This window comes from Marinobacter salinus (assembly GCF_001854125.1).
In the GTDB taxonomy this organism is placed as follows: Bacteria; Pseudomonadota; Gammaproteobacteria; order Pseudomonadales; family Oleiphilaceae; genus Marinobacter; species Marinobacter salinus.
This window is the reverse complement of the sequence record NZ_CP017715.1, coordinates 2,648,874-2,665,065: the sequence shown is the minus strand read 5'-3', so window position 1 is coordinate 2,665,065 and position 16,192 is coordinate 2,648,874. Positions and strand designations below refer to the sequence as shown.

Sequence of the window (16,192 nt, the reverse complement as noted above, 5' to 3'; positions counted from 1 at the left end):
TCGGAGGGGGGCGCAATAGCTCGGGGGCTGACGTCAGGATTCAAGAATGGGTTTGAGGTAGTGCCCCGTGTGAGACTCGGGGTGGCGCGCCACATCTTCCGGTGTTCCTTCGGCGATGATTCGGCCGCCGCCTGATCCACCTTCCGGACCCAGGTCAATAATCCAGTCTGCGGTCTTGATGACATCAAGATTGTGCTCAATTACGACGACTGTATTACCGTGATCGCGAAGGCGCTGCAATACATTGAGTAGCTGCTGGATGTCGTAGAAATGCAGGCCGGTGGTTGGCTCATCGAGAATGTAGAGCGTCTTCCCTGTATCCCGCTTGGAAAGTTCCTTGGCGAGTTTTACCCGTTGGGCCTCACCACCTGAAAGAGTAACGGCACTCTGGCCAAGGCGAATGTAGGAAAGTCCCACATCAATGAGCGTCTGGAGTTTGCGCGCCAGAAAGGGGACGGCGTCAAAGAATTCACGCCCTTCCTCAACGGTCATGTCCAGTACTTCGTGAATGTTTTTGCCTTTATAGCGGACCTCCAGGGTTTCGCGATTGTATCGTTTACCCTTGCATACATCGCAGGGTACGTAGACGTCCGGCAAAAAGTGCATCTCGACCTTAATCACGCCATCGCCCTGGCACGCCTCGCAGCGACCACCTTTGACGTTAAACGAAAATCGTCCGGGTTTGTAACCCCGCGAACGGGCTTCCTGTGTGCCGGCAAAGAGTTCCCGGATAGGGGTGAACAGCCCTGTGTAGGTCGCGGGATTCGAGCGGGGTGTGCGTCCTATCGGGCTCTGGTCTATGTCGATCACCTTGTCGAGGTGTTCGAGGCCTTTGAGAGTGCTGTAGGGCGCATGGTTAAGACTGGTGGCCTTGTTCAGTTTGGCAGCAGCTACCGGATAAAGCGTGCTGTTAATCAGGGTAGACTTACCTGACCCGGAGACGCCTGTAATGCAGGTCATGATGCCAAGGGGGAGTTTCAGGGTGACTTCCTGAAGATTATTGCCGCTGGCGCCGGTCAACGTGAGCTGCTTGCCGGTGCCGGTATTTCGTTTTGCGGGAACCGCAATTTCCTTGGCCCCACTCAGATACTGACCGGTCAGGGAATTGGGATTGTCGATGATATCCTGAGGTGTGCCTTTGGCGATGATGTGGCCGCCATGAACGCCTGCGCCGGGGCCTATGTCAATGACATAATCTGCCGCCCGGATGGCGTCCTCATCATGTTCGACCACGATTACGGTGTTGCCGAGATCCCGCAGGTGCGTCAGGGTGGCGAGCAAGCGGTCGTTGTCGCGCTGGTGCAGGCCGATTGAGGGTTCGTCCAGAATGTACATTACACCGACCAGGCCCGCGCCTATCTGGCTGGCCAGGCGAATGCGCTGGGCCTCGCCGCCGGAAAGGGTATCGGCACTTCTTTCAAGCGTGAGGTATTCCAGGCCCACGTTAACGAGGAACTGCAGTCTCTGGCGGACTTCTTTGAGGATTTTTTCGGCGATCTCTCCCTTGCGCCCCGGCAAGGCCAGTTTTTCAAAGTAGTCGTGAGCGTCTCCAACCGGCAGCCGGGTCACCTCCGGAAGGTTCCGGTTTTCGATGAAGACATGGCGGGCGCTTCTGCGGAGCCGGGAGCCATGGCAGCTTTTGCAGGGCTGGGTGCTTAGATTGCGTGCCAGTTCCTCCCGCATGCTCTGTGAGTCCGTCTCGCGATAACGACGCTCAAGGTTCGGAAGAATGCCTTCAAAAGGGTGGGCCTTTTCCATGATATGGCCGCGAGAGTTCACGTACCGAAAAGGGATCTCCTCACTGCCGGAGCCGTTCAGAAGGATGTCCTGAAAGTGTTCAGGTAAATCCTGCCAGGGCGTTTCGAGGTCAATGTCGTAGTGTTCGGCAACGCTGCCCAGCAACTGGAAATAGTAGACGGCCCTACGGTCCCAACCCTTGATCGCACCGGCAGCAAGCGTCGCTTCCGGATGCTGGACGATCTTCTCTGGATCGAAAAACTGCTTTACCCCTAGGCCGTCGCATGTCGGACATGCTCCGGCCGGGTTGTTGAAGGAGAAGATTCTGGGCTCCAGTTCGCTGAGCGCATAGCCGCATTGGGTGCATGCATATCGGGCTGAGAACGTGTGCTCTTCGCCTTTGCCACTCATGGGCGCGACCAGTGCAATGCCATCAGAAAGCCCAAGTGCGGTTTCGAAACTTTCGGCCAGTCGTTGCTCCAGGCCTGGTTTTACCTTGAATCGGTCTACCACCACGTCAATCTGATGTTTGCGTTTTTTGTCCAGAGCGGGAATGTCATCAATGTCGTAAACGGTGCCATCTACTCTCAAGCGTATGAAACCCTGACTTTTCATGGTTTCAATGACTTGTTGGTGTTCTCCCTTGCGGTCGCGAATGACTGGCGCCAGGATCATAAGCTTGGCGCCTTCGGGCATGGCTAGCACCTGGTCGACCATCTGGCTAACCGTCTGAGCTTCCAGCGGCTGGTCATGATCCGGGCAGCGGGGCTCGCCGGCGCGGGCAAAGAGCAGCCGCAGGTAGTCATAGATCTCGGTAATCGTGCCGACGGTAGAGCGGGGGTTGTGCGACGTCGACTTCTGCTCAATGGAAATAGCAGGTGAGAGGCCTTCAATATGGTCAACGTCCGGCTTTTCCATCATCGACAGGAATTGTCGGGCGTAGGTGGACAGTGATTCCACGTAGCGTCGTTGGCCCTCTGCGTAGAGCGTGTCAAATGCCAGCGAGGATTTGCCTGAGCCGGACAGTCCGGTTATTACAATCAGCTTGTCCCGCGGTATATCCAGGTCGACGTTTTTCAGGTTGTGGGTTCGTGCCCCTTTGATCTGGATATGATCCATAACACCTCGCTCAAATAAAAACGAAAATTATACCGCGTTACTGCGTTCACGGCGAAAATGCCTGTTGCTCTGGGGTATTTCGAGCAGTCCCCGGAGGGTGTGCCTTCTGTTACAATGCGCCGCCTGAGGGGGTTACGTGCCTTCAAGTCATTCCGCTTTCAACCCCGGCTGAGGTAGTAGTGCCATGAACGCGCTGGAAAAACGATCCGTTGCAGCTCTCGCGTCCGTTTATGCGATGCGTATGTTGGGGCTGTTTATGGTTATGCCCGTGTTCATGCTCCTGGGTACCGACCTGAAAGGTGCAACTCCGGCATTGCTTGGTTTTGCGATCGGTGCCTATGGTCTCAGTCAGGCATTGCTCCAGATTCCCTTCGGCTTGTTGTCCGACCGGGTAGGTCGCAAACGGATGATCTACATTGGGCTCGTTCTGTTCGCCGCCGGTAGCCTGTTGGCTGGCGCCACCGACTCCATATACGTTGTGATTGCCGGTCGGATTCTTCAGGGGGCCGGTGCAATCGCCAGTGTATTGATGGCGCTGCTGAGTGATCTGACTCGGGAGGAAGAGCGCACCAAAGCGATGGCAACAGTAGGTATCTCTATTGGTCTGTCCTTTTCCGTTTCGCTGGTGCTCGGTCCGCTGGTCGGTTCTCTCTGGGGGCTTTCGGGAATCTTTTATGCAACGGGCGTTCTGGCGGTCATTGCCCTCATAGTTGTCAATCGTGTGGTGCCTACTCCCCATCATTACAGGATCAGCGCAGATACTCACCCGGCAAAGAAAATGCTCGGCAAAGTGCTTTCGGACGGACGTCTGTTACGCCTCGATTTCGGTATCTTCTCGCTGCACCTGGTGCTGACCTCACTCTTTCTTGTTTTTCCTTCCATGCTGCAGAATCAGCTAGGGTTGGCCAGCAGTTCGCACTGGTGGTTTTATCTAAGCGTTATGGTTGCCTCCTTTTTCGCCATGGTTCCGTTCATTATCCTTGCTGAAAAGAAGCGGAAGATGAAGCCGGTCCTGTGTGGTGCCATCACGCTGTTGACGCTTGCCACCGCCGGTTTGGCGAGTGTCTCGGATGCCTTGACTACTGCTTGGGCTGTACTCTTTTTCTTCTTCATGGCCTTTAACCTTCTGGAGGCCAGCCTGCCTTCTCTTATTAGCAAGGAGGCTCCAGCGGCGAGCAAGGGGACGGCAATGGGGGCTTACTCTACGTCTCAGTTTCTGGGGGCTTTTCTCGGTGGCGCTCTGGGGGGTGTGCTTCTGGAGCAGCTCGGAACCACTGGAGTATTATGGTTTATGGTTGCCGTTCTAACGCTTTGGTTGACGGTCGCCGTGACGATGCCTTCGCCAGGATACACTACGAGTTTCGTGGTACAGTTGCAGGAGGTCGTTGGCGGTCAGTATGACGATATCGATAGCAGCCTGCGCCGGGTGCCCGGCGTTCAGGATGTTGTGATTGTTGAGGATGCAGCCACAGCCTATCTCAAGGTAGATCGTCAGCAATTCGATGAAGCGTTACTTGCGGACTTTTCGTTTGTCCGGCAGGGTAGCAGTTCTTGAAATTTGGAAACCCGCAGGGAGCGCGGGTTATCCCTGAAAATAGAATCAGGAGCAGAAAATGGCACGAGGCGTAAACAAGGTCATTCTTATCGGGAACCTGGGCCAGGACCCGGATACCCGCTATACCCCCAACGGCAATGCTGTGGTGAATCTTAATCTTGCCACTGACGAGAGTTACAAGGACCGTCAGACTGGTCAGATGGTGCCTAAAACCGAATGGCACCGCATCGTGCTGTTTGGCAAGGTGGCTGAGGTTGCCGGGCAGTACCTGCGTAAAGGGTCCAAGGTTTATATTGAAGGTAAACTGCAAACCCGGAAGTGGCAGAACAAGGAAGGTCAGGACGTCTACACCACTGAGGTCGTGGTGGATATCAACGGCCAGATGCAGATGCTGGATAGCCGCGGTGGCGAAGGTGGTATGAATCAGGGCGCACCTGCTGGTCGTCCCCAGCAATCAGGTAGCAATGCCCCCGCTGGCCAGCAGGGCAATAACCCGCCGCCCCAGCAGCAGTCCGGTGGCTACAGCCAGCCTACTCAGGGCAGTATGCCTGAGCCGGTGGATGATTTTGATGACGATATTCCGTTCTAGAGCAAATCTTGAGCAATCATTATCATCGAAGCCTCCGTCTTGCGGAGGCTTTTTTGTAAGTGCCTTGCAATAGAACGTGAAATTTTACGAAAAACGTGGAGTTACATTCACTTTCTCATCTATCATGCCGCTATATGTAAAACTGCCTATTTTTTCGGCACTATAAGCCGGGCCTGAGGCTGGCGAGTGGTCTAGGTACTGCCTGAAAGAGCTACATGACAAAAAATGCCATTGTAAAAAAGATTACCGGCCTGTTTGCTGGCACTGGCAGCCGCCAGCGTGTATGCCTGGAAGTACGTCCGGACGGCATTGCCTGGGCGCTGTCTCCCGGTGCGTTCGCGCCCTCTGCCGGCTTCGTTGAATGCTTGCCCGCGAAGCGTCATAAGGTTTTGCAGTCCCTGGTGGACAAGTCAGGCTGGTCGGGTGCGGTCACCACACTGGTATTGCCCCTGGATCAATATCAGGTTTTTCAGATGGAGCAGCCGGAGGGTATTGAGGAATCCGAGTTGGGGGATGCCCTGAAATGGAAGCTCAAGGACCTCCTCGACTTCAGTCCTTCGGACGCGGTTTCGGATGTTTTTCCTTTTCCTGAAGATGCCTCCCGTGGTCGCGGCGTTCTGGTAAATGTGGTTGCTGCACGAAAGTCCCTGGTCAGTGAACTGGTGACGTTGGTGCAGGGTTCCGGCCTCAAGCTCGACCGAATCGATATTGCCGAACTGGCCTTGCGTAATCTCGTCAGCTGGCTGGATAAGAAAAAGCATGGGGCGGCACTTGTTCATCTAAGGGAGCGATACGGTCAGATGGTGGTTTGCCGCGAGGAGACTCTGTACATGTCGCGCCGCCTTGATGTGGCTCTTGAAGACCTCTGGGACGCCGGTCGCCAGGAAAGCGCCGTTCAGTCACTGGCACTGGAAATGCAGCGTTCGCTGGATTATTACGAGAGCCAGCTTGGCCAGGTTCCGCCCGCAATGATCCACATCGTTGCCCGGGACAACGTCATGCCGTTGGTATCCATGTTGTCCACTTATGTGGCTGCTGGGGTAGAGACCCTGGACTGGTCGACGATTGGCCTTGAGGAGGCTCTGGACAGTCGGTGTTTGCCGGCTTGGAGTGCCAGCCTCTCTATTGCTGGCGGGGACCGTCCATGATTCAGCAGGTCAACCTCTTCACCAGAGAGCTGCGCCCCAGGAAAGAAATATTCAAGGCAGGCGCTGCCATGGGTCTTGTTGGTCTTGCTTTTGCCGGGTTTGCTGCGGCCTATGGCGTTGTTCAGTATCAGAATAACCATCTGGAAGAGCATGTTACCCGGCTGGAACAAGAGACTCGCAGTCTTGATCAGGTTGTAACCCAGCTGTCAGAGGCCGTGAGTGCCAGGCAGCCGGCCCCGGAAGTGCAAGATGCCCTGAAGCGAATTACCGATACTCTCACACGCCGACAGCGTTTGCTGGAACGCGTAGAAAGCCTTGTCCTGGACGGGGGCCAGAGCTTTTCGCCCCGGATGGCCGCGCTTGCAAGGCAGATCCCCGAAGACGTTTGGTTAACAGCCTTACGCCTTGACGCGGAAAGGGGACAGGTCACCATCGAAGGTCGGGCACGATCCGGCGCTCTGGTGCCTGCGTATCTGGAAAATCTGGGTGATGAACCGGTGTTCACCGGAAAGACGTTTGGTGCATTCCGGCTTTCAAGGCCTGACGAAGGAGCATGGATTGACTTTCATGTGGCCACTGAGCGTTCCGGGGAGGGCGGCTGATGGCAGCGTCCTGGCGTGAATCCCTGGATCGGGGCGCGGCGTGGTTTAATGAGCGGCCAATTCGGGAGCGTGCGCTGATTACGGCCACTGTTCTGGTGCTGCTGGTGGTTTTGGGGTGGGATCTGGGTATTGCACCTGCGCTGAAAACGCAGCAACAGCTCGAGAACCGGCAACGCACATTGGTGGATAGCCGTGACAGCCTGCTGTCGCAGCAGCAGAGTCTGAATCACCAGTTAGCCAAAGATCCTTCGCAAGAACTTCGTAACCAGTTGAGGGCCCGGCAGGCACGCCTTGAGGGGCTCAACCGGCAGATTGCCGATACCACGGGACAATTGATTGCCCCTAAGGCCATGGTGTCGTTACTGAGAGAGATGCTTTCAGCCCAGCAAGTCCTGAAACTTCGGACCATGGAGTTGAAAACACCGACACCGGTTTTTGCCCCGGAGCCGGAAGCATCTGACGATGAATCGCCCGGTAAGAAAAGTGAAGCCCCTTTACTGTACGCGCATGATGTTGAGCTGACGATTGAAGGAAGTTATCTGGAGGTACTGGCTTACCTGGAGCACCTGGAGGCTCTGGATGAGCGCCTCGGGTGGGTGGTGCTGGAATACAATGCTAAAAACTGGCCTACGGGAGAAGCCGTTATCCGGGTGCGAACCCTGAGTCTCGAACCTGCCTGGTTGGGGGTGTGATGTGTGCAGACTGATGGGGGGGATCCCCAGTCTACTTGTCCCGGCAATGGCCGGGCTTTTGATGGTCTTTGCGTCCCAGGCCTCCGGGCTTCAGGATCCGACCCGGCCACCAGACAGCGGTGACACGCCGGCCAAAGTTGCGCCTATGACCTCTCTCGCCCTCGAGTCCATTCTGGTGGGAAGCAAACGGCGGGTGGCGGTTATCAATGGCCAGCCACGGGCTGAAGGGCAGATATTTGATGGTGTCCGGGTTCGTCGAATACACCGTAACCGGGTAGAGGTTTTGGATGACGGGCGTTTGCGGGTGTTGTATCTCGACAGGCTTCCGCAGGTGCGGGACAACTAATGACAAACAAACAGGCAACCATGATTACGATGAAACGACTGGGTGCACTGCTGATGGCAGCCATGCTGACAGCGTGCACCAACAATCCGCTCATGCGAACATCGGCGGCGACGTCCACCGATGCCGCTGATGCTATCGAAAGTGCCCTGGCGGAGGCGGAACAGCCGTCTTCACCGAACAACAGTCCCGCGTCAGGACCTTCCGCTGTGCCCGCAGATGTGAGTGCCGCGCTCTTGCCTCCTCTCACGGCCCGAGCGGATCTTGAGGAGCGCTTCGATGTTAACGCCAGTGGCATAGCGGCGGGCAGCTTCTTTGAAGCTCTCGTTGATGGCACCCGTTACAACGTGGTGGTTCATCCCGATGTGGCAGCGAATATTGATTTACGTCTGCGTGATGTCACCGTGCCTGAAGTTATGGATATTGCTGCAGATCTCTACAACCTTGATATCGAACGCAGCGGCCGACTGTTCCGGGTCAATGATGATGTTATCCAGACCCGTCTGTTCCCGATTGATTACTTGTATTTCAAGCGCAAGGGCGGGTCGGAGACCCGGGTAAGTTCTGGTCAGGTCACCAGTTCCCGAGGGAGTGGAAGCTCGGCAGACAATACTGGCAATTCTGGTGGCAATGATACAAGGAGCCTGGTTGGAACAACCATTTCCACAGAAACCGAATCGGACTTCTGGTCTGATATCCGTCAGGCTCTCACCATGATTATTGGTGGTGATGACGCTAACCAGGTCATTGTAAATCCGGGAGCCGGACTGGTTATGGTTCGGGCCGGCAGTGATGAGCTGCGTGTAGTGGAAGAGTATCTGCGCCGTACCGAACTGATCATGCAGCGACAGGTTATTCTGGAGGCAAAAATTCTCGAGATCGCTTTGAATGAAGGTTATCAGCAGGGAATCAACTGGTCGGACCTGCAGAGTGCCTCTGGCATTACCGCGTCCGACGGTCTGCCTGAAGATTTTACCGCCCAGGCCCTGGCTGGTCAGGCGATCCAGACCTCAGACATCGGCGGCCTGTTTTCAGCCAGTGTTCGTGCCGGCGATTTTACCGGGCTGATCCAGTTGCTGGGTGAGCAAGGCAATGTCCAGATTCTCTCCAGCCCCCGAATTTCCACTGTGAACAACCAGAAAGCGGTGATCAAGGTTGGCACGGATGAGTTCTTTGTGACGGACATTGACTTCAACGATGATAACTCCACGGTTACCGGCAGCGACAGCACATCCACATCGGTTGAGCTGACGCCTTTCTTTTCCGGAATTTCCCTGGATGTTACTCCGCAGATTTCCGAAAGCGGCAGTATCACACTTCACGTCCACCCCTCGGTGAGTGAAGTGAATGATCAGGAGAAAATTATCACGATTGGTGAACGGGATGTCACCCTGCCATTAGCGAGCAGCACCGTGCGTGAAACGGATAGCGTCATTCGCGCTGAAAGCGGTCAGATTGTAGTGATTGGTGGCCTGATCCAGAACACCAGTGAAGATAACAACTCCGCGGTGCCATTTTTCAGCGACATCCCCGTTGTCGGTGAGCTGTTCAAGCAGCGCCGCTTTGAATCCCGCAAGAGCGAACTGGTTATTCTTCTGCGTCCGGTGGTTGCGGCGCCTGCGAGAATGAACGCCGACATTGCCGCAAGTCGCGAACGGATGAATGTGCTCCGGGATTTGCTGAAATCCTCCGAATCCGTAACACCCGAGCCGGAGAAAGCCCGTCGCTAGCATGTACGAATCCCACTTCGGACTGCAGGAAGCACCGTTCGCATTGACGCCAAATACCCGCTATTTCCTCCGGGCGCCCAGCCATAGTGACGCGCTGGAGTTGCTGCTGGTGGCTTTGGGTGAGCGAGAGGGGTTCATCAAGATCACCGGCGAAGTGGGTACCGGTAAAACCCTCTTGTGCCGATTGCTGCTTAACGAACTTGAGCAGAAAGCACGCACCGCCTATATTCCCAATCCGCACCTGAGTCCAGATACCCTTTATGAAGCGGTAGCAGAGGAGCTTGGTGTGGATGTGTCCCTCTGTGCCAATACCCACCAGATCCTCAAAGCCCTGAATGAGCGACTGATTGAACTGGCCATGGACCAGCGGCAGGTTGTCCTGGTGATTGACGAAGCTCAGGCGATGCCGGAACAAACGATTGAGGCTTTGCGACTGCTCACTAACCTCGAAACAGAAAGCGTACGCTTGCTGCAGATCGTACTTTTTGGCCAGCCGGAGCTGGACTTGCTGCTACAGAAGGACAGTCTGCGACAGTTGCGCCAACGCATCACCTTTCACTACCGCCTGGCGCCCCTCGACAAGGCGTCTGTTGCCCAATACCTCCGGCATCGCCTGGCGCAGGCCGGGTATAACGGTGGTGATCTGTTTTCACCAGGTGCTTTGCGCCTGATCACCCGGTCTTCAGGTGGCATTCCCAGGCTCGTTAACATTCTCGCCCATAAAGCCATGCTTGCGGCCTGGGGCACTGGGGAGCGCCTGATAACCCGGCATCATGTGATCCAGGCTATTCGGGATACCGAAAGCGCCCGGCCCCCCGGACTGCTGGCGAGGTGGCTATGAGCCTGCTGAACGATGCCCTACGCGCGGCAGAACAGCGCCAGAATCGGCCAGACGTGGCATCAGTCTACACGGGGCAGGCTCAAGTGCCTCAGCGACGCCAGCGATGGTGGCTTCCAGTGTTGCTTTTGCTCATCGTCATGTGTGCGGCAGCGGCCTTCTATTATGGCTTCTTGATCCCTGGCAATGCCGAGGTACCCACTGTTTCGGATAATGAACACCGGGAGTACGTGGCAGAGGCTCCTGTTGTTACTGAATCCGTTGCCGGAGCAGCACCAGAGCAAACTGTTGAGCCGGCCAAAGAAGAATTGACTGTGGTTCCACCCGAGCCTTCCCCGGCCTCGGACGGGAACGCACAGGTGTTTTCTGAGTCGCCCGTGCCAGCGGATAAAAACAGTGCTGACCCGGTGAAGGCTGACGGCTCCGAGCAAGTGCGCGAAAACGTGCCGGCAAGCTCGATGGCTCCAGTTGCCAATCCGGTTGTCAAACAGGTTCGCGAAACACCGGAAACGGTGGATTTGAGAGTCAGCCGGCAGCTGATGACACTGCTGGACGCCGGCGACTCGGGTGCCGCCGAACAGCTACTGCTTCAAGTGGCCGAAGAGCAAACCGCACCGGTGAGCAGGGAGGTTTTTGCCCGGGCCATGCTGGTGCAGGAAATGCCGGACCGGGCATTGCGCTGGCTCTCCGGTGACGGGGTGCAGGGTTATCCGTCACTGAGATTGCTGAGGGCCCGGGCGTTGCTGTCAGCCGGGGATCTCGGCGGGGCTTTGGCCACACTGTTGAAGAGTGTTCCTCCGGTTAAAACGCACATCGAGTACCGGGTGACCCTGGCAACACTGCTGCAGCAGGATGGTCAGAGTATCGAGTCAGCCAGACATTGGTCCGCGTTGATCACCGTAGACGACAGCCGGGCTGCCTGGTGGGTGGGTCTTGCCATTGCGCTGGAATCCCGAGGTGAACTTGGCGGGGCCATTAGGGCATACGGCCAGGCGGCACAATTGCCCGGGTTGTCGCCTTCGCTCGCGGAGTATGTCCGCGAACGCTTGAACAAACTGCAGGCAGGGTAGTGATGACAGAGCCGAAGAAAAAAGTCCGTTTAGGCGACCTGCTGGTTCAGAACGATGTCATTACTGAACATCAGTTGATGACCGCGTTGCGGGAACAGAAAAATACCGGGCGTAAGCTGGGCAAGACTCTGATCGAATTGGGCTATGTGGATGAAGATAATCTCCTCAATATCCTCTCCCGTCAGCTTGACGTGCCCTTCGTTCAGCTCCGTCACTACCAGTTCAGGAACGAGCTTGTAAAGAAATTACCGGAAGCCATGGCGCGCCGGTTCCGCAGTATTGTGCTGGCGGAGCAGAGCGGTGAGTTGCTGGTGGGTATGGCGGATCCGCTGGATATTTTTGCCTACGATGAGCTGGTTCGGATTCTTAAACAACCGATCAAGCAGGCTGTAGTCCGGGAGAGCGAACTCCTCAGCACTCTGGACCTTGTGTATCGCCGGACCGATGAGATTGCGTCGCTCGCCGAGGAGCTGGAAGACGAACTGGGTGACGATGCTTTTGATCTTGCGGATCTCTCGGCTGAGTCTGAGAGTGCCGAGGCCCCGGTCGTCAAGCTTCTGCAAACCCTGTTTGAAGACGCTGTGCAGGCGCGCAGCTCGGATATTCACATCGAACCGGATGAGACTGTCGTGCGCATTCGTCAACGGGTGGACGGCGTTCTGCAGGAACAGGTGATGAAGGAGAAGCGGGTGAATGCCGCGCTGGTCCTGCGCCTGAAGCTCATGGCAGGGCTCAACATCTCCGAGAAGCGGCTGCCCCAGGACGGGCGCTTCAATGTGCGGGTGAAAGGCCGAAGCATTGATGTGCGGGTGTCTACCATGCCGGTTCAGTATGGCGAATCGGTGGTCATGCGTTTGCTGGATCAGAGCCAGGGCATGCTGAATCTCGACGGCACCGGCATGCCGACCCGACTGCTGGAGCGTTTCCGGCGGATGATTCGGAAACCCCATGGCATGATCCTGGTGACTGGCCCTACAGGTAGCGGTAAAACCACCACTCTGTATGGCGCATTGACCGAGCTGAACCGTCCGGAAGTAAAAATAATTACGGCTGAAGATCCGGTGGAATACCGGCTGTCCCGGATTACCCAGGTTCAGGTGAACCCGAAAATCGGACTGGAGTTTGCCGGCGTTTTACGATCCGCTTTGCGCCAGGATCCGGACGTAATTCTGGTGGGGGAAATGCGGGACCGGGAGACCGTGGAAATTGGCCTTCGGGCCGCCATGACCGGCCATCTTGTGCTCTCCACCCTGCATACCAACGACTCAATCAGCAGTGCCATGCGACTGATCGATATGGGAGCAGAACCTTTTCTGGTGGCCAGCTCCCTGCTCGGAGTCGTGGCTCAGCGGTTGGTCCGGCGAGTGTGTGGTAATTGTTCCGAGTCCTATCAGCCGACGGACCAGGAACACGTCTGGCTTCGTGGCTTTGATCTGGACCCTCTGGATATAGAAGCGGGTTTTGTACATGGCCGCGGTTGTTACCAGTGCAGCAATACCGGGTACAGGGGGCGGGTAGGTGTATACGAGCTGCTGGAAATGAATGAGGCCATGCTGGATGCCTTACGCCGCCAGGATGTTTCCGCCTTTACCCGGGCGGCCCGGCGGGGCGCGCTGTATCGTCCTCTGGGCCGGTGTGCCATGGACTATGCCTTGCAGGGCCTGACAACTCTCGAAGAAGTCGCGCGTGTCGCGGCTACCTCAGAGGGAGAATTTTCTCCTGAAGATGAGATTCCGGTTCCGGATGAGCCTGTGGGAGGCATTGCCTGATGCAGTTCAGCTACCGGGGCAAGGACAATCGCGGTACCGTGCAGCAGGGCTCCCTTGTGGCGGCCAGTGCTGATGCTGCCGCATCTGAACTGATGCGTCGGGGCATCACGCCGCTCACAATTCGCGAGCAGGAACAGCAGGCGTCAATTATCGACCGGTTGAACGGTCTGCCGTTGTTCCGCAAAAAAGTGACGCTGGACGAGCTGATTGTGTTTTGCCGCCAGATGTACGCGCTGACCAAAGCGGGTATTCCCCTGATCCGGACCATGCGGGGACTGGCAGAGACCTCTCGATCTCCGGTCCTGGCGGAGGTACTGGAAGATGTGACGTCAAGACTGGAAGGCGGCACCACCATGGCGACCGCCATGCAGGCCCATCCGGAAGTCTTCTCCGAACTGTTCATCGCCATGATCCATGTCGGGGAAAACACCGGGATGCTTGATAACGCGTTCAAGCGCCTGTCTGAGATTCTGGAGCTGGAACGGGATACCAAACGGCGCCTGAAACAGGCCCTGCGATACCCGACGTTTGTGATGGTGGCTCTGCTGGCGGCGCTGATGGTGGTGAACTTCCTGGTTATCCCCAAGTTTGCGGCCGTGTTTAACAAACTGGGGGCGGACTTGCCCTTTCTGACTCAAGTCCTGGTAGGCACGTCCAACTTCCTGCTGAACTACTGGTATGTGGTGCTGTTCGCCTTGGCGGCTGCCGCTCTGCTGATACGTCAGTGGAAACAGACGGAGCAGGGGGAGTTGACCTGGGACCGGTACAAGCTGCGAGTGCCGGTTATCGGGCCTCTTGTGGAGCTTATTACCTTAAGTCGCTTTGCGCGGAATTTTGCGACTATGCTGGCGGCCGGTATGCCGGTCACCCATGCATTGACGGTGGTGGCCGACGCTACGGATAATGCCTGGATTTCCCGACATATCAAGGAAATGCGGACAGGTATCGAGCGAGGGGAGAGCCTGCTGCGCACCGCCCGCCAAAGCAATATGTTCACCCCGTTGATCCTGCAGATGATTGCCGTTGGGGAAGAAACCGGTTCAGTGGATGACATGCTGAACAACGTTGCCGACTTTTACGACGAGGATGTGGATTACGGCCTGAAGCGGCTGGCGGAGTCCATCGAACCAATCCTGATCGTTGCCATGGGTGTGCTGGTACTGATTCTTGCGCTGGGCGTGTTCCTGCCGATCTGGGACCTGGGAGCCGCAGCCATGGGACGGGGCTGAGTGCCAACCCGGTTCGCCACGGATGATTCCGGGCTGGCCTACGCCCGAAGACTGCGCCTGTTAGCGACAGTGTCGATTATTGGTGCGATGACGTGGTTTCTTCTGGGTGTTCTGGAACGTGAAGCACGGCACGCCGAAGAACGGTCCGCCAACATGGTGCTGAGCCAGTTACGGGTAGCTCTGGTCATCCGCGGCGCGGAAGTGATGCTGAGCCGAGGGGGTGACCTGGAGTCGCAGGAGGGGACCAACCCTTTCAAGCTGGTTGAGCACCAATGGCCAAACTATCAGGGCGCCTGTACTGCACGGCAACCGGATCGAGGAAACTGGTGTTTCCGCTTGATGGAACAAAAACAAACAGTAAGCAGGCCCAAAGGCTGGTTAATTTATAGTCCGCGACAGCCGATCAATATAGACCGGCGCCCCGTGGAGCCAAACAAGCCTCTGGCCTGGCAAGTGACAACAGAATTTGCAGACCGCAACGGGAATGGATTGCGGGAGCAGGAAGAGCGACCAACGGGACTCAAATTGTCGCCGGTGTCGTTGACAGAAGAAGCAGCGCAAACGCAGGATGCCCAACGCTGACAGGATGGACGCATAATCCAGGAAAGAGGCTTTCTTACGATGCAGTATAGAAAAATTCAGAAACAGCAGGGCTTCACCCTGATTGAACTGGTGGTGGTGATTGCCATTCTGGCCATCCTCGCCGCTTTCGCACTGCCGAGATTTGCGCAGCTCTCGGAGCAGGCGCACCAGTCAAGTATCCGGGCCACAGCCGGGGCGCTAGCCGCTGGTGTGGCGTTGACCAAGACTCAGTGGGTATCCAATGGGTTTACGGCAGCAACCACCGATGTACAGGGATTCGGTAACGACGATGTCGATGTCAGTGCTGACGGCTGGCCTACCGCAACGAATAACGTTACCAATGCCAATATGACCGTAGCCCGCTGCCAGCAGGTATGGGCCGGTATTCTACAATCGAACGCACCCACTATCTCAGGTGCAAACCCGGACTATAGCGTCACTGTGCAGGCAGATGCTGACGGGGACCCGGGCGATGACTGCGTGTTTACTTACCAGCTTGATGGCCAGAACAGCACGATTGATTACGACGCTGACACCGGCGAAATCACAACAACGATTAACTGATAGAACGCATTAAAACGGAAAAACGGAGAAGTACCATGAATGCGATGACAGCGATTTCAGCAAGAAAAGAGAAAGGTTTTACCCTGATCGAACTGGTGATGGTGATTGTAATCTTGGGCATTCTGGCGGCGTTTGCTTTGCCGAGGTTTGCGGATTTGGGAGGTGATGCAAGGGCATCCGTTCTAAGTGGTGCGGCAGGTGCCATGAGATCAGCTTCAGCGATTACACATAGCACGCAGTTGGCAAAAGGGCTTGCACCTGCAGCTGATGTAACTGTTGAAGGGCAGGCGATTAAAATGGCGAATGGGTATCCCACTGCGGCGACAGACGGGATCATTGAAGCGGCGAATATGAGTGCCTCTGCCGCCACGGGTAGTGGTGCAGATTTTGTTTACACAATTGCTGCAACTGCTACGCCGCCTACTATTACTCTCGTTCCGGATGGCTTTAATGGGAGTGGCACCTGCAATTTGGTCTATACAGAATCCGATGGAACTGGTCCGGCAACAGTAGCCGTTGATGACAGTGGCTGTTAATTAATTGGGCTGGTGAATGAAGCCGGTGAGTGTTGGCAACCTAACAGGTTCATGAAGGGAATGACTTTTGCTGTGACAACTTAATATTT

Annotated in this window: 15 protein-coding genes; 14 read left to right on the top strand and 1 reads right to left on the bottom strand. The window is 56.2% G+C overall.

The annotated features are described in order from the left end of the window. Positions 1 to 33: 33 nt before the first annotated feature. Entirely contained in the window at positions 34 to 2,856 is a 2,823-nt protein-coding gene (gene uvrA / locus BKP64_RS12315; RefSeq protein WP_070970479.1) for an excinuclease ABC subunit UvrA, read from the bottom strand. 184 nt (positions 2,857 to 3,040) lie between these two features. On the opposite strand from uvrA, the gene BKP64_RS12310 reads away from it, so the two are divergent. The 14 genes from BKP64_RS12310 (at position 3,041) to BKP64_RS19695 (ending at position 16,103) form a co-directional block, all read left to right on the top strand. Then, the gene (locus BKP64_RS12310) at positions 3,041 to 4,411 is read left to right on the top strand and encodes an MFS transporter (RefSeq protein WP_070970476.1); all 1,371 of its coding nucleotides are present in this window, start codon (positions 3,041 to 3,043) and stop codon (positions 4,409 to 4,411) included. Between the two features lie 58 nt (positions 4,412 to 4,469). Next, positions 4,470 to 5,000 (top strand): single-stranded DNA-binding protein, encoded by a 531-nt coding sequence (ssb, locus tag BKP64_RS12305; protein WP_070970473.1) that lies wholly within the window; start codon positions 4,470 to 4,472, stop codon positions 4,998 to 5,000. 215 nt (positions 5,001 to 5,215) lie between these two features. After that, on the top strand, positions 5,216 to 6,148 hold the full coding sequence (locus tag BKP64_RS12300; protein WP_070970471.1) for a type IV pilus biogenesis protein PilM: 933 nt from the start codon (positions 5,216 to 5,218) through the stop codon (positions 6,146 to 6,148). Further along, a complete protein-coding gene (locus BKP64_RS12295; protein WP_070970468.1) occupies positions 6,145 to 6,750 on the top strand; it encodes a PilN domain-containing protein in 606 nt (201 codons plus the stop codon). The genes BKP64_RS12300 and BKP64_RS12295 overlap by 4 nt, the downstream gene beginning before the upstream one ends. After that, positions 6,750 to 7,442 (top strand): type II secretion system protein GspM, encoded by a 693-nt coding sequence (gene gspM / locus BKP64_RS12290; RefSeq protein ID WP_070970465.1) that lies wholly within the window; start codon positions 6,750 to 6,752, stop codon positions 7,440 to 7,442. Before BKP64_RS12295 ends, gspM begins: the two co-directional genes overlap by 1 nt. A 61-nt stretch (positions 7,443 to 7,503) precedes the next feature. Further along, positions 7,504 to 7,788 (top strand): hypothetical protein, encoded by a 285-nt coding sequence (locus BKP64_RS12285; RefSeq protein ID WP_227515385.1) that lies wholly within the window; start codon positions 7,504 to 7,506, stop codon positions 7,786 to 7,788. Further along, positions 7,788 to 9,515, top strand: coding sequence for a pilus (MSHA type) biogenesis protein MshL (gene mshL, locus BKP64_RS12280; protein ID WP_070970459.1), 1,728 nt, complete (start codon positions 7,788 to 7,790; stop codon positions 9,513 to 9,515). The genes BKP64_RS12285 and mshL overlap by 1 nt, the downstream gene beginning before the upstream one ends. A 1-nt stretch (position 9,516) precedes the next feature. Next, a complete protein-coding gene (locus BKP64_RS12275) occupies positions 9,517 to 10,356 on the top strand; it encodes an ExeA family protein (protein ID WP_070970456.1) in 840 nt (279 codons plus the stop codon). Continuing rightward, positions 10,353 to 11,423, top strand: a complete 1,071-nt coding sequence (locus tag BKP64_RS12270) for a hypothetical protein (protein ID WP_070970452.1) — start codon at positions 10,353 to 10,355, stop codon at positions 11,421 to 11,423. The genes BKP64_RS12275 and BKP64_RS12270 overlap by 4 nt, the downstream gene beginning before the upstream one ends. 2 nt (positions 11,424 to 11,425) lie before the next feature. Beyond that, a complete protein-coding gene (locus tag BKP64_RS12265; protein WP_070970449.1) occupies positions 11,426 to 13,192 on the top strand; it encodes a GspE/PulE family protein in 1,767 nt (588 codons plus the stop codon). After that, entirely contained in the window at positions 13,192 to 14,421 is a 1,230-nt protein-coding gene (locus tag BKP64_RS12260) for a type II secretion system F family protein (RefSeq protein WP_070970446.1), read from the top strand. Before BKP64_RS12265 ends, BKP64_RS12260 begins: the two co-directional genes overlap by 1 nt. Beyond that, complete coding sequence (locus BKP64_RS12255; protein ID WP_070970444.1) at positions 14,422 to 15,003, top strand: hypothetical protein; 582 nt, start codon at positions 14,422 to 14,424, stop codon at positions 15,001 to 15,003. It abuts the gene before it with no gap. A 39-nt stretch (positions 15,004 to 15,042) separates the two neighbouring features. Further along, the gene (locus tag BKP64_RS19640) at positions 15,043 to 15,567 is read left to right on the top strand and encodes a prepilin-type N-terminal cleavage/methylation domain-containing protein (protein WP_070970441.1); all 525 of its coding nucleotides are present in this window, start codon (positions 15,043 to 15,045) and stop codon (positions 15,565 to 15,567) included. Between the two features lie 35 nt (positions 15,568 to 15,602). After that, positions 15,603 to 16,103: a prepilin-type N-terminal cleavage/methylation domain-containing protein gene (locus BKP64_RS19695; RefSeq protein WP_070970438.1), complete on the top strand. Its 501-nt coding sequence runs from the start codon at positions 15,603 to 15,605 to the stop codon at positions 16,101 to 16,103. Positions 16,104 to 16,192 lie beyond the last annotated feature (89 nt).